16 protein-coding genes are annotated in these 19,331 nt (G+C 67.2%); 8 read left to right on the forward strand and 8 right to left on the reverse strand.

The window, feature by feature from the left end; translation table 11 throughout:
* Nucleotides 1-55 precede the first annotated feature (55 nt).
* Together LGM42_RS28050 and LGM42_RS28055 are read right to left on the reverse strand one after the other, a co-directional pair.
* Nucleotides 56-673, reverse strand: a complete 618-nt coding sequence (locus LGM42_RS28050; RefSeq protein ID WP_226233943.1) for a hypothetical protein — start codon at nucleotides 671-673, stop codon at nucleotides 56-58.
* Between the two features lie 472 nt (nucleotides 674-1,145).
* Entirely contained in the window at nucleotides 1,146-2,657 is a 1,512-nt protein-coding gene (locus LGM42_RS28055) for an aldehyde dehydrogenase family protein (protein WP_226233945.1), read from the reverse strand.
* Between the two features lie 633 nt (nucleotides 2,658-3,290).
* Here LGM42_RS28055 and LGM42_RS28060 point away from each other — a divergent pair.
* The 3 genes from LGM42_RS28060 to LGM42_RS28070 all read left to right on the forward strand — a co-directional run bounded on the left by LGM42_RS28060 (nucleotide 3,291) and on the right by LGM42_RS28070 (nucleotide 7,057).
* Nucleotides 3,291-4,871 (forward strand): amino acid permease, encoded by a 1,581-nt coding sequence (locus LGM42_RS28060; RefSeq protein ID WP_226233946.1) that lies wholly within the window; start codon nucleotides 3,291-3,293, stop codon nucleotides 4,869-4,871.
* 137 nt (nucleotides 4,872-5,008) lie between these two features.
* A complete protein-coding gene (locus tag LGM42_RS28065) occupies nucleotides 5,009-6,277 on the forward strand; it encodes an NAD(P)/FAD-dependent oxidoreductase (RefSeq protein ID WP_060315190.1) in 1,269 nt (422 codons plus the stop codon).
* A 105-nt stretch (nucleotides 6,278-6,382) separates the two neighbouring features.
* The gene (locus tag LGM42_RS28070) at nucleotides 6,383-7,057 is read left to right on the forward strand and encodes a TetR family transcriptional regulator (protein ID WP_059575553.1); all 675 of its coding nucleotides are present in this window, start codon (nucleotides 6,383-6,385) and stop codon (nucleotides 7,055-7,057) included.
* A gap of 54 nt (nucleotides 7,058-7,111) precedes the next feature.
* On the opposite strand, the gene LGM42_RS28075 is transcribed toward LGM42_RS28070, so the two are convergent.
* Both LGM42_RS28075 and LGM42_RS28080 read right to left on the reverse strand, forming a co-directional pair.
* Nucleotides 7,112-8,893 (reverse strand): phospholipase D-like domain-containing protein, encoded by a 1,782-nt coding sequence (locus LGM42_RS28075; protein ID WP_226233948.1) that lies wholly within the window; start codon nucleotides 8,891-8,893, stop codon nucleotides 7,112-7,114.
* 105 nt (nucleotides 8,894-8,998) lie between these two features.
* Entirely contained in the window at nucleotides 8,999-9,757 is a 759-nt protein-coding gene (locus tag LGM42_RS28080) for a DeoR/GlpR family DNA-binding transcription regulator (protein WP_059575557.1), read from the reverse strand.
* Nucleotides 9,758-9,985: 228 nt separating this feature from the next.
* Here LGM42_RS28080 and LGM42_RS28085 point away from each other — a divergent pair, with 228 nt between their 5' ends.
* The 3 genes from LGM42_RS28085 to nadE all read left to right on the forward strand — a co-directional run bounded on the left by LGM42_RS28085 (nucleotide 9,986) and on the right by nadE (nucleotide 12,265).
* Nucleotides 9,986-10,171 (forward strand): hypothetical protein, encoded by a 186-nt coding sequence (locus tag LGM42_RS28085; RefSeq protein WP_006480515.1) that lies wholly within the window; start codon nucleotides 9,986-9,988, stop codon nucleotides 10,169-10,171.
* 182 nt (nucleotides 10,172-10,353) lie between these two features.
* Nucleotides 10,354-11,223 carry a DMT family transporter gene (locus LGM42_RS28090; RefSeq protein WP_226233950.1) on the forward strand — a complete coding sequence of 290 codons (870 nt, stop codon included), beginning with the start codon at nucleotides 10,354-10,356 and terminating at the stop codon, nucleotides 11,221-11,223.
* 190 nt (nucleotides 11,224-11,413) lie between these two features.
* The gene (gene nadE / locus LGM42_RS28095) at nucleotides 11,414-12,265 is read left to right on the forward strand and encodes an ammonia-dependent NAD(+) synthetase (RefSeq protein WP_059575561.1); all 852 of its coding nucleotides are present in this window, start codon (nucleotides 11,414-11,416) and stop codon (nucleotides 12,263-12,265) included.
* Between the two features lie 75 nt (nucleotides 12,266-12,340).
* Here nadE and LGM42_RS28100 read toward each other — a convergent pair whose 3' ends face one another.
* From LGM42_RS28100 to LGM42_RS28110, 3 genes are all read right to left on the reverse strand, one after another.
* Nucleotides 12,341-14,017 carry a S10 family peptidase gene (locus LGM42_RS28100; protein WP_060315180.1) on the reverse strand — a complete coding sequence of 559 codons (1,677 nt, stop codon included), beginning with the start codon at nucleotides 14,015-14,017 and terminating at the stop codon, nucleotides 12,341-12,343.
* 73 nt (nucleotides 14,018-14,090) lie between these two features.
* A complete protein-coding gene (locus LGM42_RS28105; protein ID WP_226233952.1) occupies nucleotides 14,091-15,680 on the reverse strand; it encodes a protease pro-enzyme activation domain-containing protein in 1,590 nt (529 codons plus the stop codon).
* A 301-nt stretch (nucleotides 15,681-15,981) separates the two neighbouring features.
* Entirely contained in the window at nucleotides 15,982-16,602 is a 621-nt protein-coding gene (locus LGM42_RS28110; protein WP_059643529.1) for a LysE family translocator, read from the reverse strand.
* 135 nt (nucleotides 16,603-16,737) lie between these two features.
* Between LGM42_RS28110 and LGM42_RS28115 the strand changes: the two genes are divergently transcribed.
* Nucleotides 16,738-17,202, forward strand: coding sequence for an Lrp/AsnC family transcriptional regulator (locus LGM42_RS28115; protein ID WP_006488501.1), 465 nt, complete (start codon nucleotides 16,738-16,740; stop codon nucleotides 17,200-17,202).
* Between the two features lie 68 nt (nucleotides 17,203-17,270).
* Here the strand turns inward: LGM42_RS28115 and LGM42_RS28120 are convergent, their stop codons facing one another.
* Entirely contained in the window at nucleotides 17,271-18,188 is a 918-nt protein-coding gene (locus LGM42_RS28120; protein WP_185716552.1) for a LysR family transcriptional regulator, read from the reverse strand.
* A gap of 134 nt (nucleotides 18,189-18,322) precedes the next feature.
* On the opposite strand from LGM42_RS28120, the gene speB reads away from it, so the two are divergent.
* Nucleotides 18,323-19,279, forward strand: a complete 957-nt coding sequence (gene speB, locus LGM42_RS28125) for an agmatinase (protein ID WP_226233954.1) — start codon at nucleotides 18,323-18,325, stop codon at nucleotides 19,277-19,279.
* Nucleotides 19,280-19,331: the final 52 nt, after the last annotated feature.

Below are 19,331 nucleotides of genomic sequence, written 5' to 3' on the forward strand. Positions count from 1 at the left end.
TTCACCCAAACGTCCCCAACGCGTCCCACTCATCAAGTTCATGCCAAGCCACGAATCACGCCTCTTTCGATGAAAAAATACCGACCACAAAAAACCAAATCCAACTAAGACCTAGAGAAATACACATAATATGAGCACCGCCTGCGAACAACGGCCCCACCAAGCCAAGCCACAATCGAGATTCACTAATGGGAATGAAATTAAATTCGTAGTAGTACCCCTCAACCAAAACAAAAACTCCACATAAAAGAAAAAATGGAGCCCCACAAATTACCTTTACCTTCCCTGTTATCGACAATCTCTCATACGTTTCCCTCCCCTTAGCCTGACCCGCATAAAGCAAACGAAACCCAACCAGAATCCTAAACGGAAAGGCGGCAAGCATCAGCGCAAAATAGAGTGCAGTGACATCGGGGAATTTTGACCTTTCAATGGCACCGAATAGCAAAGGAAATACTTTGCCAACGCTGGCTACAATCACATCCAGAAAGGGCCATCGCACCAGCGCGTCCTCCGGCGCAAGCCAAGCTACGATTGCGCCGGCGACATGCAATACCAGAATGGCCGGACTGAACTTGTAAATTCCAATCACTCCACCAACAAGACTCCGAGATTCGTTATCACCCGTTTCCTCTTTCGATATTGAGCTCCGCCCTTTAAATCGATCTGACATCAGCGACCCGATTTAACACCATCCACACTAGATTCGAGATCACCCATCAATCACTCAAATTCAATGCTTCACATCCGTTATATTTGCAAATTTCCCAATGTGGAATTGGAATTCAATTCAAAATAATTACATGTGAATTCGTTTTTCTGCTGCGCCCACCCGTCACCGAGCACAACACCACGAAGATATAGAAAGAATTGAAAGAAAACAAGCAAATGCTTGATTTCCATACACATACGAAACAAGGAAAAAATAATCCCGTACTTGTCTGATCCGGGCCTTACTGCCGTGCATCAGTTGATCTATATATCCCCAACACCAGTCGATCTACTCTATAGACCCACGAGCCAATCAATACCGCCAAAATAAAAAAGCCGGCACTCTGGCCGGCTTTTCCGCTAAACCTGAAGACCGACGTATTGTCAGTCGCTATGTACAGTCAGCACACGATACGTGTTCACGACACGGTGCATCAAACATCAAACTTCACCCCCTGCGCCAGCGGCAGTTGCCGGCTGTAGTTGATCGTATTCGTCGCCCGGCGCATATACGCCTTCCACGCATCCGAACCCGACTCGCGCCCACCGCCCGTTTCCTTCTCGCCGCCGAACGCGCCGCCGATTTCCGCGCCGCTCGTGCCGATGTTCACGTTGACGATCCCGCAATCGCTGCCGGCCGCCGACATGAACTGCTCGGCCTCGCGCATGTCGTTCGTGAAGATCGCCGACGACAAGCCTTGCGGCACCGCGTTGTGCAGCTCGATCGCGTCGTCGAAGTTGTCGTAGACCATCACGTACAGAATCGGCGCGAACGTCTCGCGCTCGACCACCGCCGACTGCTGCGGCATCCGCACGATGGCCGGACGTACGTAGTACGCATCCGCATGACCGACGTCGACGCGCTCGCCGCCCTTCACTTCGCCGCCCTGCTCGCGCGCATCGACCAGCGCCTTCTGCATCGCGTCGAACGACGCACGATCGACCAGCGGGCCGACCAGCGTGCCTTCCTCGAGCGGGTTGCCGACCTTCACCGACGCATAGGCCTTCTCGATGCGCGGCAGCAGTTGCTCGACGAGGCTGCGATGCACGATCAAACGGCGCAGCGTCGTGCAGCGCTGGCCGGCCGTGCCGACCGCCGCGAACGTGACCGCGCGCACGACGAGATCGAGGTCGGCGCTCGGCGCGACGATCATCCCGTTGTTGCCGCCGAGTTCGAGGATGCCGCGTGCCAGGCGCTGGCTCAGCACCTTCGCGACTTCCTGGCCCATCCGCACGCTGCCCGTCGCGCTGACGACCGGCACCTTCTTCGACGCCGCCAGCACCTCGCCGACATCGCGCATGCCGAGCACCAGTTGGCTCAGCTCCGTCGGCGCGACGCCCGGATGCGTCTTTTCGAACTCGCGAAGCGCCTTCTGGAGCAGCACGTGGCAAGCGATCGCGGTGAGCGGCGTCTTCTCGGACGGCTTCCACACGACCGAATCGCCGCACACGAACGCGAGCGCCGCATTCCACGCCCACACCGCGACCGGGAAGTTGAACGCCGAAATCACGCCGCACACGCCGATCGGGTGCCACGTTTCCATCATCCGGTGGCCCGGGCGCTCCGATGCGATCGTGAGGCCGTAAAGCTGGCGCGACAGGCCGACCGCGAAATCGCAGATGTCGATCATTTCCTGCACTTCGCCGAGCCCTTCCGACGTGATCTTGCCGGCCTCGAGCGTGACGAGGCGGCCCAGCTCGGCCTTGTGCTCGCGCAGCACGTTGCCGAACACGCGCACGAGTTCACCGCGCACCGGCGCCGGCACCGTGCGCCACTTGAGGAACGCGTCGTGCGCGGCGTCGATCTTGCGCTCGGCGTCGGCGGGCGTGTCGACGGCCAGCGTCGCGAGCGTCGCGCCGTCGAGCGGCGAACGCGCGGTCAGCGCATTGCCTTTCCACTGGGCGAGATCGATGTCGAGCGCGGCAAGAATGTCGTTGAATTGCATCACTTCCTCTTCAGGGACAGATTGATCGGTGCGGCGGCAGCGCCGCCCGCGTGATTCGATTGGAGCGCGTTCGAGCGCCTCGTGCAAGCGGATGCGCCGCGCGGCGGGCCCGATGCGCCATCCGGCGCATCGCGCTGCGCCGCCGCCGAAAGCCCGCCCGGACGGCGCGCCCCGGCCTCGCGAGGCACGATCCATGAAACACATTGTCGATGGCCACAAGTCGGGCCGCTATTGATATTAACTCACGACTTCATTCCCAAAACGCAAGAAGTCAGTCGAGCAGCCGCGTCCGTTCGTGCTCCGATATCGGACGTTTCCAAAGCTCGTGGACGGGTGCTCGGACGCGTCGCGCCGCGACAGTAGTTGATGATCGTCCCGCATCACCCTGTTCGGAAATATCGTTTGCCCGCCCGCGCACCCTGCACCCACAATCGGTGCGACGTCGAGGTGCAACGCACCCGGCGCGCCGCCGGCCGCCACTACGGCGCCCGGACGACCGACGAAGGCGCACGCATCAGGGCCCGGCTCAGCGGGCCGGCTTCGCCCCGCATCACCGCTGCCCGGCCCGCGGCCGGCAACGCGTCGCGCTTCGTCACCGAACAACAATCCCGGAGACAGCGCCCAGCGCCCGCCATGCATTCAGATGCCCGCCCCGATTCGTCCCGCCCGTCCGGCTCGCCGCCCGCGAAGCCGTCCCTCCACCGTGCGTTGCAGGCTCGCCATCTGCGGATGATCGCGATCGGCGGCTCGATCGGCACGGGCCTGTTCGTCGCGTCCGGCGCGTCGATCTCGCAGGCCGGGCCGGGCGGCGCGATGCTCGCGTACATGGTGATCGGCCTGATGGTCTATTTCCTGATGACGAGCCTCGGCGAGATGGCCGCGTTCATGCCGGTGTCGGGCTCGTTCGCGACCTACGGCGCGAAGTTCGTCGACCAAGGCTTCGGCTTCGCGCTCGGCTGGAACTACTGGTACAGCTGGGCCGTGACGCTGGCGGTGGAACTGGTCGCCGCGCAGCTCGTGATGAATTACTGGTTCCCGCACGTGCCGGGCGTCTGGTGGAGCGCGCTGTTTCTCACGCTGATCTTCGCGCTCAACGCGCTGTCGGTGCGCGGCTTCGGCGAAGCCGAATACTGGTTCGCGCTGGTCAAGGTGCTGACGGTACTCGCGTTCGTCGGCGTCGGGCTGCTGATGATCTTCGGGATCATGCAGGGCGGCCCGAGCGCCGGCTGGGGTAACTTCACGACCGGCGACGCGCCGTTCGTCGGCGGCTGGGCGACGATGCTCGGCGTCGCGATGATCGCGGGCTTCTCGTTCCAGGGCACCGAGCTGATCGGCGTCGCGGCCGGCGAATCGGAAAACCCGCGCACGACGATTCCGCGCGCGGTGAGCCAGATCTTCTGGCGCATCCTGCTGTTCTACGTGTTCGCGATCTTCGTGATCGGCGTGCTGATTCCGTACACCGACCCGAGCCTGCTGAAGAGCGACGTGACCGATATCGGCGTGAGCCCCTTCACGCTCGTGTTCCGCCACGCGGGCCTCGCGTTCGCGGCCGGCGTGATGAACGCGGTGATCCTGACGGCCGTGCTGTCGGCCGGCAACTCGGGCATGTATGCGTCGACGCGGATGCTCTACAACCTCGCGGTCGAGGGTCGTGCGCCGAAGCTGTTCGCGAAGCTGTCGCCGGGCGGCGTGCCGCGCAACGCGCTGTATGCGACCACCGCCGTCGGCGCACTGTGCTTCCTCACGTCGCTGTATGGCGACAAGACCGTGTACCTGTGGCTGCTCAACACGTCGGGCATGGCCGGCTTCATCACGTGGCTCGGCATCGCGGTCAGCCACTACCGCTTCCGCAAGGGCTTCCTGAAGCAGGGCTACCGGCTCGACCAGTTGCCGTACCGGTCGAAGTGGTTCCCGTTCGGCCCGCTGTTCGCGTTCGCGCTGTGCGCGGTCGTCGCGCTCGGCCAGGACTACCACGCGTTCCTCGCCGACCGGATCGACTGGACGGGCGTCGCCGCGACCTACATCGGCCTGCCGTTCTTCCTCGCGATCTGGCTCGGCTACGCACTCGTGCGCAAATGCCGCCTGGTGCGCTACGAGGACATGGAAATCGCGCCGTGGATCGAACGCAACGCGGCGCATGAAGCAGCCGAAAAGGCCGACGCCGGTTATCCGGCCTACGTTGCCCGCCCGGTCAACCCGACGCCGGGCGCCTGACGCCCGGTAACGCGCCAGCGGCCCCCCTTCGCGGCGCCCGGCCCGCTACGCTGAAAACCCCATTCGACGCGGCGCGCGCGTTCAGGCAAGATCGACGCGCCGCCCGTTTTTCCGCCGTCACGAGTCACCGAACACGCATGCAGAACTTCTACGAAGCCACCGTTTCCCGCCAGCCCTACCCGCAACTGACCGGCACGATCGATACGCAGGTCTGCATCGTCGGCGGCGGCCTCGCCGGCCTGTGCACGGCACTCGGCCTCGTCGAACGCGGCGTGCACGATGTCGTGGTGCTGGACAGCGAGCGGGTCGGCTTCGGCGCGTCGGGCCGCAACGGCGGCTTCGTGTTCGGCGGCTACAGCCTCGACAACGCCGACCTGCTGCGCACGCTCGGCCGCGACGAAGGGCGCCGGCTGTACCGGCTCACCGTCGACGCGGTCGATCTGATCCGCGCGCGCATCGCCCGCTACGGGATCGACTGCGACATCGTCGACCAGGGCGTGATGCTCGCGAACTGGTTCGACGATCCGGCGCGGCTCGACAGCGTGCGCACGCTGATGAAAGACGAGCTCGGCGTCGACTGGGAACCCGTCCCGACCGACGCGCTGCGCGAGCGGCTGAAGACGCGGCGCTATTACGGCGGCCTGTTCGAGCCGAACGCATTCCATTTCCATCCGCTGAAGTACGTGCTCGGCGTCGCGGCGGCCGCGTCGCGCGGCGGCGCCCGCGTGTTCGAGCGCTCGGCCGCGCTCGGCATCGCGCGCGACGGCGCCGGCTACGTCGTGCGCACGGCCCAGGGTGCGGTGCGCGCGAAGGACGTCGTGTTCGCCGGCGGCGGCTACGCGCGCGGCGTGTCGCCGCGCATCGAGCGCGCGGTGCTGCCGATCGCGACCTACGTGATCGCGACCGAACCGCTCGGCACGCGCCTGCCCGACGCGATCGACGCGCCGTACGCGATCTACGACACGCGTTTCGCGTTCGACTACTACCGTCCGCTGAAGGACACGCGGATCCTGTGGGGCGGCCGGATCTCCGTGCTCGACCGCGGCCCCGACGCGATCGCGCGCCTGCTGCGGCGCGACCTGCTGCGCGTGTATCCGCAACTGGACGGCGTGAAGGTCGACTACGCGTGGGGCGGGCTGATGAGCTACGCACGGCACAAGATGCCGCAGATCGGCCGCGACGCCGACGGCGTGTGGCACGCGATCGCTTTCGGCGGCCACGGGATGGCGCCGACCACGGTGGCCGGCGAGACGCTCGCCGCCGCGCTGGCCGAAGGCCGGCCGGTGCCGGACGGCTTCGCCGCGTTCGGGCTCACGCGCACGTTCGGGCTGGCCGGCCTCGCCGCCGCGCAGCTTGCGTATACGGCGTACCAGGCCCGCGACGCGCTCGCGTCGTGCCGCCGCTGAGCGCCCGCGACGGCCTTGCCGATTAGAGCGGAAGGTCGGCCGGGCGGGCATTTTCCGCATGCTAGAATGCCTTTTCCAAGCCGCCGCGAACCACAACAAAGTCACATGAAAGCAGGAAGCAAGGCCGCCACGTCCGACCCCCGCGCGCTTGCGTCCGATGCGCGGCGCAAATACGATCCCGAGCAAACCAAGCGCAACATCCTCGAGGTCGCCACGCAGGAATTTTCCGCGATGGGCCTCGCCGGTGCGCGCGTCGACGCGATCGCCGAGCGGACGAACACGACGAAGCGGATGCTCTACTACTACTTCGAAAGCAAGGAAGGCCTGTACGAGGCCGTGCTGGAGAAGGTGTACGGCGACATCCGCGCATTCGAGCAGGAACTGCACGTCGGCGACATGGAGCCGCGCGAAGGCATGCGCCGTCTCGTCGAATTCACGTTCGACTATCACGACAAGCATCGCGATTTCGTCCGCCTCGTGTCGATCGAGAACATCCACGGCGCGAAATATCTCGAACAGCTCAAGTCGTTCAAGAACCGCAACGTCAGCATCATCAAGACGCTCGAGGAACTGGTCGAGCGCGGCGCGGCCAGCGGCGCGTTCCGCAAGGACATCGACGCATACGACCTGCACCTGCTGATCAGCTCGTTCTGCTTCCATCGCGTGGCGAACCGCTACACGTTCGGCGCCGCATTCGGCCGCGATCCGTCGGCGCCGCGCCTGCGCGCGCGGCATCGCGACACGATCGCCGACGCGGTGCTCCGCTACGTCGCCGCGTAAGCGACGGCAGCCCGTCGGAGCGCGCGCCCGCCGCGCCCGTCGCACGTCGGCGCATCAGTCCGTCGGCGCGGTCGACGCGAGCGCGATCCGCGCCTTCTCTTCCGGGCTGCCCGGCACGTAATACTTCTTCGCCCAGCTCGAATCCGGCGCGAGCGCGAGCCGTGCACGCGCGCCCGTGCCGCGCTGCTTCGCACGAATCGCCAATGCGCGAGCGCGATAGTGCTCGTAAAGCCGCAGGAATTCCGCGAGATAGATCGCCGCGATCCGCTTGTCGCGGATCTCGAGCAGGTTCTCGTCGTTGTACTGCTCGGAATTGCGGCTCATGTTCGCCGAGCCCGTATAGACGACCGGATTCGCGCCCTCCGCATCGATCACGATGAACTTGTGGTGGATCACGACGGGCGGAAAGGCCGGCGCCGGCTCGCCCGGGAAGAGCCGCAACTCCGGCTCGAAACCCTGCGGCACGGTGGCCGGCGAGAAATACGACGCGTCGATCACGTCGTGGTTGTCGCGGCTGCGGTGGTACAGCTCGAGGTTCGCGAGCGTCGCCGCATCGAGCGACTGGCCGGCCTGCCGCGCGGCATCGGCCTTCGTCGCGCCGCCAACGTTGATCCGGTTCACCAGGCCGAACATCATCAGCCCGCGGTCGCCGGCCGCGAAGCACGCATCGCGCAGCGCCGCGTCGGTCGGCATGAACAGGCAGAACGACACCGAATGCTTCGCGGCCGCGATCGCGGCGACGATCGTATCGATCTCGGTACGCTGCCCCGCCGGCTCCGGCGAGTACGCGACGCGTACCTGCGCGCTGCCGATCGTCATCGGCGCCGACCAGCCCGGCGACAGCCGGGCGGTTTCCGCAATCGACGGATTCCCGGCCAGCGCGAGGGCGCGCTCGTTGTACAGCGCGGCGAGCGCGGGCGAGTCGAACGCATGCAGTACGTTGGCCTGCTCGGTGAGCCCCTCGGTCGTGAAGTTCGCGGAACCCGTCAGCACGCGCGCGGGCGCCGGGTTCGACCGCGCATCGGTCACGATGAACTTGTCGTGCATGATGTGCGTCCGGTCGCGCGGGGCGAGCGTCGCGAGGCCTTGCAGCGCATCGACGGCCGGCTGGTTCGGCGACGGCAGCGGCGGCTTGCCCTTGCGCGCCGTCGTGTGCGCGTCATAGACGATCGCGAGCGACGCTTCGCCATGCCGGCGCCCGAACGCGGCGAATGCAGGCAGCGCCCACAGCGTGTCGGTCAGGTGATAGACGGCCGACACCGCGCGCGACGCGGGATCGAGCATCTGAGCGAACACCTGCTCCATGTCGTTCGCGAGCCACGTGCGCAGCTTCAGCGCCTGCGCGGCGCTCGGCGCCTCGTTCGGCGCGAGGCCGAGCGCCGCGACCTGCTTCGCGAACGCCTGCGAGCTGACCACCGCGCGGTTGAACCACGTGCCGATGCCGTCCTCGACGTGCGCGGGCAGCACGACGTCGCACGCGCCGGCTTGCGCGTCGAGCACCTGCAGGTTCGCCGGCGTGCCGACGACCGGATAGACGTCGTAGCGAAACGACGCACCGCGGTCCTGCGGATCGATGCGCGCGTCCCACCACATGAATTTCTGGATCGGCGCCTGATCGGTCGGCGCATCGCCCTGCGTGTCGGCGGCCGGGCCGTCGAACGTCAGGCGGTTGGGCAGCCAGCTGTCCGGCGCACGCGTCTTGCCGTCGGCCGACCAGAAGCCCGGCGTGCGCCGGATCGCGAAGCCGAGGAAATCGGCGCGCGACGCCGCATCCGGCCAGTCGAAAGCCAGCAGGACGAGGGTGGGGGAAAGATAGCTGCGCACGCTGACGGCCATTCGTTGCTCCCTGGCCTGACGGCCGGTCGAGGTGAATGGGTCAGTGTCGACGGCGGTTCTTCCGGCACGATGACCGTTCGATGAACCTTGTATGTCGGACGCGCGTCAGTCGCACACGAGCAGCTCGATGCCGCGAGCGGTCAGCGCGCGGCGCACCGCCTTGTCCGGCGCGCGTTCGGTGACGAGATAGCGGGCGGCCGACGCGCCGTTGATCCGCACCGGCGTCACGCGGCCGAACTTCGAATGGTCGGCGACGATGATCGCCGTGCCCGCCGCCGCGATCATCCGGCTGCGCACTTCTGCCGCGAGCCGCGAATAGTCGGTGCATTCGCCGTCGGGCGTGATGCCGCCGGCGCCGACGAACGCGAAATCGACGTGGTATTGCGCGAGCTGGTGGATCGTGTCGAGCCCGAACGTGGCGTCCTCGTCGTCGGACAGTTCGCCGCCGAGCAGCGTCACGCGGTTGCCGTTGCGCCGCGCGAGCACGAACGCGGTGCGCCAGTCGTTCGTGTAGATCGACAGCCGGTGCCGGTCGGCGAGCGCCAGCGCGACCGCATGCGGCGTGCTGCCCGAATCGATCAGCACCGATGCGTCGTCGGGCACGAATTCGGCCGCGCGCCGCCCGATCGTGCGCTTCGCGTCGGCGTTCGCGGCTTCGCGCTCGGACAGGCTCGGCTCGCGGCGAGCCGCGGCCAGCGCGCCGCCGTGCGTCATCACGAGCAGGCCGCGCGCGGCCAGCGCGTTCAGGTCGCGCCGCACGGTTTCGCGCGACACGTCGAGCGAACGGACGAGTTCCGCGACCGACAGCGCGCCCGAGCGTCCAAGCTCCGACAGGATGTATTGATGACGTTGTTCCGCCAGCATCGCGTGTGCGCCCGAGGCGACTGGTAATGGGTAAGCCGGCCATTGTATTACGGTCGTTTGACGACCATTTGACCGCGCCGGGGAATGCGGCCGGGCGGCGGCCGCGCACGTCGCCCGAAAGCGAAATTCAGTATTGCCGGGCGCGCGCGAATCGGCGCGGCGCCGGTTGCTACACTTTGCGCTTCGCCGAACGACCGACCAAGACCGACCGACAAAGGGGCTCGCGCCATGTATCGCAAAGGCAGTGTGATCGAAATCCAGTTTCCGCCGGAACGCCTCAACGACGCGGCAGGCGATCCGTACTGGATCGACCTGACGCTCGACGAAGCGCGCCGACTCTACGAACAGCTCGCCGCGCGCTTCGCGACCGACGCGCGCGCCAACCAGCCGCTCGACACGTTCTCGATCGACTGATCGCCGCCGCGTCGTATCCGCCCGCACGGGGCGGTACGCATCGCCCACCCGGCGCGCGATGATCGCCCGCACCGTCACGCACGGCGCGGCGTGAGTGCAGGATTCGACAAGACACCGGCGCAGCTTCGCCCGATACTGGCCGACTTTCCGGTTCTGTCCGGCCGCGTCGCGGCCCGTCACGCATGCTCAACTCGATCGTCGCCGCCGTTTTCGTCGCGCTCTGGTCCACCGGCTTCATCGTTGCACGGGCGATCAAGCCCTACGCCGATCCGAACCTGTTCCTGCTGGCGCGCTTCGCGGGCACGGCCGCGCTGTTCGGCGCGGTGGCGCTCGTCGCACGCGCGCCGTGGCCGGCCCGCCGCGAATGGCCGCGCCACCTGATCGCCGGCGCGCTGCTGCAAGGCGTCTATCTCGGCGCGAGCTACTGGGCCGTCGCGCAAGGATTGAACGCGGGCGTGATGGCGCTGCTCGGCGCGCTGCAGCCGCTCGCCACCGCCGTGCTCGCGGTCCCGCTGTTCAACGAACGCCTGCCCGCGCGCGGCTGGCTCGGGATGGCGCTCGGGCTGGCCGGCGTCGCGCTCGTGCTCGCGCCGAAGGTCACGGGCGGCGTCGCGCCGCCGCCGGGCGCGGCGCCTGCGTGGCTCGTCGTCACCGTGTCGGTTCTCGCGGTCGGGGCGATCACCGCCGGCTCGCTGTACCAGAAAGGCAAGCTCGCGCAGAGCGACCTGCGCACGGCCGTCGCCGTGCAGAACTTCGGCGCGGCGATCGTCGCGGCCGCCTTCGTCGTGCTGCTCCATGAAACCCGCTGGATCGGCGCGCCGGCGCTGTGGGTGTCGCTCGTATGGGGCGTCGTGTTCCTGTCCGGCGGCGCGGTCACGATGCTGATGTGGATGCTGCGGCGCGGCAACGCCGCTCGCGCGACGTCGCTGCTGTTTCTCGCGCCGCCGCTGGCCGCGCTGCAGGGTTACGGGCTGTTCGGCGAAACGCTCGCGACGATCCAGCTCGCCGGCTTCGCGCTCGCGCTGGTGGGCGTCGTGCTCGCGCGGCGCTGACGCCGGCCGTCGCCCCGCCCGGAGGCCGTTCGCGCCGCATCCCGCACCTGCCTGGCGCACCGCGCACCATGGCGATGCGCCGCGTCTCGCCGAAGCAACGCGAAACCGCCGGAAACGCAGGCCCGGCGCGGCGGCGCGCCGCGATTGCGCTTATGATGGGCGCCTTGCAATTCGTTCCGGAATTTCCCTCATGACCTCCGCCGATTACGCCAGCCGCCAACGCGCGATCATTGCCGAACTGAACGTCGCCCCGCACTTCGACGCCGAAGCCGAAATCGCCCGGCGCGTCGATTTCCTCGCGCAGTACCTTCGTTCGACCGGCCTGCGGACCTACGTGCTCGGCATCAGCGGCGGCGTCGATTCGTCGACGGCCGGCCGCCTTGCGCAACTGGCGGTCGAGCGCCTGCGCGCCGACGGCTACGATGCACGCTTCATCGCGATGCGCCTGCCGAACGGCGTGCAGAACGACGAAGAGGATGCGCAGCGCGCGCTGGCGTTCGTGCGCGCGGACGAGGTGCTGACGGTCGACGTGAAGCCGGCCGCCGATGCGATGCTCCGTTCGCTGGTCGCATCCGGCCATGCGTTCGACACGCCCGCGCAGCAGGATTTCGTGCACGGCAACATCAAGGCGCGCGAGCGCATGATCGCGCAGTACGCGGTAGCCGGCGCGCGGCGCGGCATCGTGATCGGCACGGATCACGCGGCCGAATCGCTGATGGGTTTCTTCACGAAGTTCGGCGACGGCGGCGCGGACATCCTGCCGCTCGCGGGCCTGAGCAAGCGTCGCGTGCGCGCGGTCGCGCGCGCGCTCGGCGGCGACGAGCTGATCGTGATGAAGGTGCCGACGGCCGACCTCGAGGAGCTGCGCCCGCTGCGCCCCGACGAGCACGCGTATGGCGTGACCTACGACGAGATCGACGACTTCCTCGAAGGCAAGCCGGTCGCCGATCGCGTGTATGAAACGGTGCTGCGCTTCTACGACGGCTCGCGCCACAAGCGCGCACTGCCGTACACGATGTTCGACTGGCCGGCCACCGCATAAGCCGGCCGCCGCGCCACCGACATACCGCCGCGCGCACCGTCACGGCTGCGCGCGGCCGACCGGCGACGGGCCACGCTACGCGCGCCCGCCCGTCTTCTTCGCCTGCAGCGCACGAATGCGCATCCGCGCGCCCGTATCGCTGACCGTCGCGTCGTACATCGTCGCGAGATCGCGCTTGAGCGCGGTGCGCGACCCGGCGTCGAGGTACACCATGTGCCCCGACGGATAGAACCGCGCGGACAGGTTCTGCCGCACCTTCTGGTCCTCCAGCGGCATCTGCTGCAGATCGATCACGGTCTGGTAGAACGGCGTGACGAAATCGTAGAAGCCGTTCGCCGACAGCACCTTCAGGTCCACGTTCAGCGCCATCACCGCGGCGAGGTCGCCGGCCGTGTAGAGAATCACGTTGCCCTGTGCATCGATGCCCTGCTGCGCGCCGGTCGGGTCGATGTGGCTGAAATCCCAGTTCTTGAAAGCCTGGTCGTTCAGGTCCGTGAACGCCGAGTTCGACGTGAACTTCAACTGCTCGTTCAGGTAGCTGTTCCACATCGCCGTATAGACGCCCGTCACGGCCGTCATCGTCGGATCGTTGCCGCCCGAATTCGGGTCGATCTTGCCGGCGATGCCCGACGAGATCCCGGTCACGCGGCCGTCGTACGAACCGAGCGCGAGCCCCTGCGCATGCAGCAGCGTCGTCAGGAACAGCGAATTGCCGCGCGTGTCGTAGCCCGCGATGTCGAGCCCCCACGATTGCAGCGTCGCCGTGTCGATGCCCGTGTATTCCGACAGTTTCCGCACGGTGGCCGGGTCCGCATGCGGCGCCGCGCGCAGCGCGCTCAGGTAGTCGGTGCGCGCGAACTGCGCGACTTCCTCGACGAACGCGCCGAGATCGCTCGGCGCCGGCTTGATGCCGAGCTTCTTGTGATACCACGCGTCGGCCGCGGCGGTCGGCAGCGTGCCGACCGGGTTGCCGGCCTGCCGGTAATCGAGGATCGACGATTGCAGCGTGACGCCGTTCAGGTCCACGCCGTCCTCGTGCAGCTTGTACGCGAGCACGCAGCTGCGCGCGGTGCCGTACGATTCGCCGAACAGGTATTTCGGCGAATTCCAGCGGTTGTTCTTCGTCAGGTAGCGCTTGATGAATTGCTTGAGCGAATCCGCATCCTGGTCGACGCCCCAGAAGTCGCGATTCTTGTTCGGCGCGACGGCCGCCGAATAGCCGGTGCCGACCGGATTGATGAACACCAGGTCGCTGTGGTCGATCATGCTGTCCGGGTTGTCTTCGATCTGGTACGGCGCGGGCGGCGTGAACCCCGGCATCGACGTCTTGATGCGCTTCGGCGCGAACGAGCCGAGCAGCACGAACACCGACGACGAGCCGGGCCCGCCGTTATAGAAGAACGTCACGGGCCGCGTTTCTTCCTTCGCGCCGTCCGCCGTGAACGCGACGTAGAAGATTTTCGCGGCCGGCTGCGAACTGCTGGGATCGACGGTCACGAGGTGGCCGACCGTCGCCGTGTACGCGATGCGCCTGCCGTCGATCAGGATCGTGTGGTGCGTGATCGCGGCCGCTTCGGTCGTGTCGGTCACCGAGTCGTCGGGGCCGTTGCCGTACGCGACCGGATCGAAGAACGGCTGGTCGCGGCCGCGGCTCAGCGCGACCGGGTTGATGGTCGGCGGCACGCCGTGCGAATTGTGGTCGCCGTGATGCAGCGGATACACGCCGCCGGAAGATGCGGAATCGATGCCCATCGTGCTGCTCCTGGAGGTGAAAAAAGACGCGGGAAGATCACCCGCGTCGAAAGTAAAGGCAGGTACCGGCGCGTCAGCTCGACGGCTTGCGCGCGAGGAGCGCCGCCAGTTTCGCACCGTCGGGGCTGCCGAGCCCCGTGCACGCGTCCCAGCCGGCCGCGGCCGCATAGGTGCCATTCGATCCTTTCGTGATGTCGCGCAACGCATCCGGATGCTTGTACAGCACCGGATTGATCCAGCCGGCCGATGCGCCGGCCGCCGCATTGATCCGCGCGATCAGCGCGGCCCACAGCGGTGCGACCGCGCTCGTGCCGCCCATCACCGCGGGCGTGCCGGCGACCGACACTTCGTAGCCCGTCTGCGGCGACGCATCGCCGGCCACGTCCGGCACACCGCGCTTGGCGAGCGGCGTGGCGGTGCCGTCGGCGCGTGCGACCTTCAGCCCCTGCTGCCACGCCGGCAGGTCGAACAGCGAACTGACGCCGCCGCCGCCCGCGCCGCCGCCCGACGCCTCGTCGTTCCACGTGACCTCGCTGCGGATGCCCTGCCCCGGCAGCGCATCGAGCTGCGTGCCGCCGCAGCCGAGCACGTACGGGCTCGACGCCGGGAAATCGACGTGATCGGCGCCATCCTGCAGCCCGTCGCCCGAGCCGCTGTCGCCCGACGCCGCGCATACGGTGATGCCCTGCGCGGCGGCCGCCTGCAGCACGCGGTTGAACGCGTGTGCCGACTGCGCCTGCCAGATCGCTTCCGGGCCGCCCCAGCTGATCGAGATCACGGAAGGCCGGTGGGTCTTGTCGGTGACGGCCGCGTTGACGGCCTGGATGAAGCCCGCGTCGCTGTTCGGCGCGAAGTAGACAGCGATCTTCGCGGCCGGTGCGATCGCGCCGGCGATCTCGATGTCGAGCGCGACTTCGCCGTCCGGCCCGTTCGGCTCGCCGGTCGGCGCATTGCGGCCGGTGCCGACGTTCACGTCGACGAGCGTCGGCGGCGTCGTGATCCCGAGCCCGCGGAAATACTGCTGGATGTCCGCCGCGCGATAGCCGCCGCCGAGTTCGATGATCGCGATGCATTGCCCGGCGCCGTCGCCGGCCGGAAAGTCGTACAGCGACGCAAGCTGGATCGGCGTGAACGTGACGGCCGCCGCGCCGCGCGCAGGCTTGAACGGCGGACGGAAGCGGAAGTGCGGCCGCGCCTGCGGGCGGCTGTCGAGGCCGAGCACGGCGGTTACCGCGTCGCCGAGCTCGTCGGGCAGCGCGATCGGGCCCGAGCGGCCGCGATACTGGCCGATCGACCGATGCTCGAAACGCTCGAGCTTCACGCCGAACGCGGCTTCGAACTGCGCGATCGTGCCGGACACCACGACGACGCTTTCGACCGGGTCGACGCGATCGACCGTCAGTTGATGACGATGCGCGAATTCCTCGGTCTTGCGGATGTCGTCGGGATTGGCGGAGAAACGCTGCGCGAATGCGTCGCGCGACACCGGTTTTGCGCGGGCGTCGCCGGTGGCGAGCTGGTGGACCAATGCATCGAGTTGCCCTTCTTCCTGCCGCCGCAACATGATCGTGACGTGGATGCGTTCTGCCGGATCGCACTGGCCGAGACACTTGGACTCGGCGACGATGCGGGGTTCACGGTCGGCTTGAAGATGCCTTGCCATGTTCAGACCCTCCTTGGTACCGCGTTGCACGGAACAGCCAGGAAATCGGACATAGCCTGCGGACGACGGTTCCGTTCGGTCAGTCGATTCGCGACGGCGCGTTTGCGACGGCGCGTTTGCGACGGCGCGTTCGCGATCACGCGAAGTCAGAGGAAGTTTAGAACAGTCAGACGATTTGCGCGCACGCCCTTCTGCGGCAAGCATTTGCGCGAAGGCCGGCATCGCGCGCGGCCTGAATCGACTCGTGCATGGCCCGCCCGCGCGGCCGATCGCCCCGCCGGCGGCCATGTCGGCGCAACGCTCAGTCCATCGACAAACGCAGCGCGAAACCGATCAACGCCGCGGAGAAGGTCCAGCGCTGCACCGTCTGCGCGAGCGGATGCGCACGCATCCACGCCGCGATGCGCGATGCGCCGAACACGCACGCGAGGTCGAAGCACACGCCGGCCGCCACCAGCAGCGCACCGAGTTCGAACATCTGCCAGACGACCGGCCCGACCTCGGGCCGCACGAACTGCGGCAGCAGCACCGAGCAGAACAACAGCGCCTTCGGGTTCAGCAGATTGGTCAGCAATCCCTTCACGAACGACTGCCGCAGTTCGCCCGCCGCCGCGTCGCCGTCGCCGAGCGCGAACACGGGCGAGCGGAACACCTGGATCGCGACATACGCGAGATAGAGTGCGCCGCCGTAGCGGATCACCTCGTACAGCCACGGCGCGCCGCGGATCAGCGCCGCGACGCCGCATGCCGACAGCGTCACGTGCACGGTGCGGGCGAGCGACAGGCCGGCGGCCGCCGCCATCCCCGGCCGCACGCCGCGGCCGATGCTGGTTTGCAGCACGAGCGCCATGTCCGGCCCCGGCACCGCGTAAATGGCCGCCAGCGCGGCGAGATAAATCAACAGCAAATGCGTGGAAATCATGGTCTGCCCCTCGTCCTTCAATGACGATATGTTGCCGCCGAAGGCAGAGGGATTATTGGCCATTTGCGACTCAGGATTGGAAATTCCTGGCGGAATCCGCCACAATAAATGGATCACGACAAGGATTCCGCCAACATGATCGACCTCGACAAAACCGACCGCGCGATCCTCGCCGCGGTGCAGCGCGACGGCCGCCTGCCGATCGCGCGGCTCGCCGAATCCGTCGGCCTGTCCGAAACGCCTTGCGCGCGGCGCCTCAAACGTCTGGAAAACGACGGCTACATCGAGCGCTACCGCGCGCAACTGTCGCGCCAGGCGCTCGGTTTCGGCGTGGTCGCGTTCGTGCTCGTGCGGTTCGCGACGCACGACCGCAAGGTCGCCGACCGGTTCGAACGGGAAGTGCTCGGCATCGAGCGGATCCTGGCCTGCCACAACGTCGCGGGCACCGCCGACTACCTGTTGCAGGTGGTCGCGCGCGATCTCGACGATTACGGCACGTTCCTGCGCGATTCGCTGCGGATGCTGCCGGGCGTGACGTCGATCGAATCGGCGCTGTCGCTGCGCGAGGTGAAGCACGATGCGGGGTTGCCGGTGCCGTGATGCATGGCTGGCCGGCAAGCCGCCCGCGCGCAACGCGCGTTCACCGGGTCGGCCGCGCCGCGCCGGCGTCACACCACGTCGGGCGCCTGATGCGCGCGCTCGAGATCCTCGAGAAACGCTTCGACCAACGGATCGCCGCGTCCGTCGCGCGCCACGACCATGTGGAACGTGACCTCGTAGTGCAGTCGATCCGGATTGAGCGGCGCGAGCAGGCCCTGCGCGACATAGGGCGCCGCGAAGTGCTGCGGCAGGTAGCCGAGGTGATGGCCTGACAGGATCAGCAGCGCGACGGCCTCCATGTTGTCGGCGGTCGCGGTCACGCGATCGGGCGTCGTCGACATCTGCGCTTCCGGCAGCGGATACGAGCGCCAGGCCCACTCGAAGCCGGCGACGTCGGCCGGCGTCAGCGTGCCGGCGCCCTCGAACAGCGGATGGCCACGGCCGCAGTAGGCGACCTGCCGCTCGATGAACAGCGGCGTGTAGTGCAGCGTCGGCACGCGATGCCAGAAATAGCCGACCGCGATCTGGATCTCGTTGCTCAGCAACTTTTCCTCGAGATCGCCGGGCGCGCGCACCGAGATCGAGAAGCGCACCGCCTCGTCGCGCGTGCGGAACGCGGCGATGGCTTCGGCGATGCGCGCGTTCTGGCTCACCGGCGTATGGCCGATCAGGCCGATGTTCAGCGTGCCGACCAGTTGGCGATCCATGTGCCGCGCGGCCATCCCGAATTCGTCGAGCGCCGCGAGCAGCTTGCGGCTCATCGCGTGGAACCGTTCGCCCTTCGGCGTGAGCCGGAAGCCGCTGCGGCCGCGCTCGCACAGCCGGTAGCCGAGCCGCGTCTCGAGCGACGACAGCTGCGCGCTGATCGTCGACTGGCCGACGTTCAGTATCGCCTGCGCGGCCGACACGCCGCCCGCGTCCGTGACCGCGAGAAACACGCGGATCAACCGCAGATCGAGGGTCGACAGATTCCCCAGCACGTTCATCCCCTTCCATACATCGATGAAGATCGATGTTTACGTCGATATCTTCGCATTCTTCTTTGCCGGCGGAGCGCGTAAAACTGTGCGCCAGGCCGCGTCGCATGATACGGCAACCCCACACCGGAAGAGACGAACCCATGAACGACCACACCCATTTCCAGCCGCTCGGCGGCAATGAAATGCCGCGCTCCGGCGGCATCGCGACGATGATGCGCCTGCCGCACGTGGCGAGCGCCGAAGGCCTCGACGCATGTTTCGTCGGCGTGCCGTTCGATCTCGGTACGTCGAACCGCACCGGCGCGCGCTTCGGCCCGCGCCAGATCCGCACCGAATCCGTGCTGCTGCGCCCGTACAACATGGCCACGCGCGCGGCGCCCTTCGATTCGCTGCAGATCGCCGACATCGGCGACGTCGCGGTCAACCCGTACAACCTGCACGATTCGATCGCCCGCATCGAGGCCGCGTACGACGCGATTCTCGAGCACGACTGCAAGCCGATCACGCTCGGCGGCGATCATACGATCGCGCTGCCGATCCTGCGCGCGATCCACCGCAAGCACGGCAAGGTTGCATTGATCCACGTCGATGCACACGCCGACGTGAACGATACGATGATGGGCGAAAAGATCGCGCACGGCACGCCATTCCGCCGCGCGGTCGAGGAAGGGCTGCTGCACGGCGACAAGGTCACGCAGATCGGCCTGCGCGGCACCGGCTACGCGGCCGAGGATTTCGACTGGTGCCGGGAGCAGGGCTTCCGCGTCGTCCAGGCCGAGGAATGCTGGAACAAATCGCTCGCGCCGCTGATGGAAGAAGTGCGCGCGCGCATCGGCGACACGCCCGTCTACATCACGTTCGACATCGACGGCATCGACCCGGCCTACGCACCGGGCACCGGCACGCCGGAAATCGCGGGCCTCACGGTGCCGCAAGCGCTCGAGATCATCCGCGGCGCGAAGGGGCTGAACATCGTCGGCTGCGATCTCGTCGAAGTCGCGCCACCGTACGACCCGTTCGGCACCACGGCGCTGCTCGGCGCGAACCTCGCGTACGAGCTGCTGTGCGTGCTGCCGGGCGTCACCTACCGCGACTGATCCTGGCGCCGCCACTATTCCAAATCAGAGGATTCCAGAGGAGCACACACCA

The sequence above is a fragment of the Burkholderia sp. AU39826 genome (assembly GCF_020419965.1).
In the GTDB taxonomy this organism is placed as follows: domain Bacteria; phylum Pseudomonadota; class Gammaproteobacteria; order Burkholderiales; family Burkholderiaceae; genus Burkholderia; species Burkholderia semiarida.

Bases quoted from the DNA above. Each gene is read 5' to 3' on its own strand.
- LGM42_RS28100 (WP_060315180.1), bottom strand. From the start codon at position 14,017: ATGGGCATCGATTCCGCATCTTCCGGCGGCGTGTATCCGCTGCATCAC.
- LGM42_RS28075 (WP_226233948.1), bottom strand. From the start codon at position 8,893: ATGGCCGTCAGCGTGCGCAGCTATCTTTCCCCCACCCTCGTCCTGCTG.
- LGM42_RS28120 (WP_185716552.1), bottom strand. From the start codon at position 18,188: ATGAACGTGCTGGGGAATCTGTCGACCCTCGATCTGCGGTTGATCCGC.
- speB (WP_226233954.1), top strand. From the start codon at position 18,323: ATGAACGACCACACCCATTTCCAGCCGCTCGGCGGCAATGAAATGCCG.
- LGM42_RS28115 (WP_006488501.1), top strand. From the start codon at position 16,738: ATGATCGACCTCGACAAAACCGACCGCGCGATCCTCGCCGCGGTGCAG.
- LGM42_RS28060 (WP_226233946.1), top strand. From the start codon at position 3,291: ATGCATTCAGATGCCCGCCCCGATTCGTCCCGCCCGTCCGGCTCGCCG.
- LGM42_RS28065 (WP_060315190.1), top strand. From the start codon at position 5,009: ATGCAGAACTTCTACGAAGCCACCGTTTCCCGCCAGCCCTACCCGCAA.
- LGM42_RS28090 (WP_226233950.1), top strand. From the start codon at position 10,354: ATGCTCAACTCGATCGTCGCCGCCGTTTTCGTCGCGCTCTGGTCCACC.
- LGM42_RS28050 (WP_226233943.1), bottom strand. From the start codon at position 673: ATGTCAGATCGATTTAAAGGGCGGAGCTCAATATCGAAAGAGGAAACG.
- LGM42_RS28055 (WP_226233945.1), bottom strand. From the start codon at position 2,657: ATGCAATTCAACGACATTCTTGCCGCGCTCGACATCGATCTCGCCCAG.
- LGM42_RS28110 (WP_059643529.1), bottom strand. From the start codon at position 16,602: ATGATTTCCACGCATTTGCTGTTGATTTATCTCGCCGCGCTGGCGGCC.
- LGM42_RS28080 (WP_059575557.1), bottom strand. From the start codon at position 9,757: ATGCTGGCGGAACAACGTCATCAATACATCCTGTCGGAGCTTGGACGC.
- LGM42_RS28085 (WP_006480515.1), top strand. From the start codon at position 9,986: ATGTATCGCAAAGGCAGTGTGATCGAAATCCAGTTTCCGCCGGAACGC.
- LGM42_RS28070 (WP_059575553.1), top strand. From the start codon at position 6,383: ATGAAAGCAGGAAGCAAGGCCGCCACGTCCGACCCCCGCGCGCTTGCG.
- LGM42_RS28105 (WP_226233952.1), bottom strand. From the start codon at position 15,680: ATGGCAAGGCATCTTCAAGCCGACCGTGAACCCCGCATCGTCGCCGAG.
- nadE (WP_059575561.1), top strand. From the start codon at position 11,414: ATGACCTCCGCCGATTACGCCAGCCGCCAACGCGCGATCATTGCCGAA.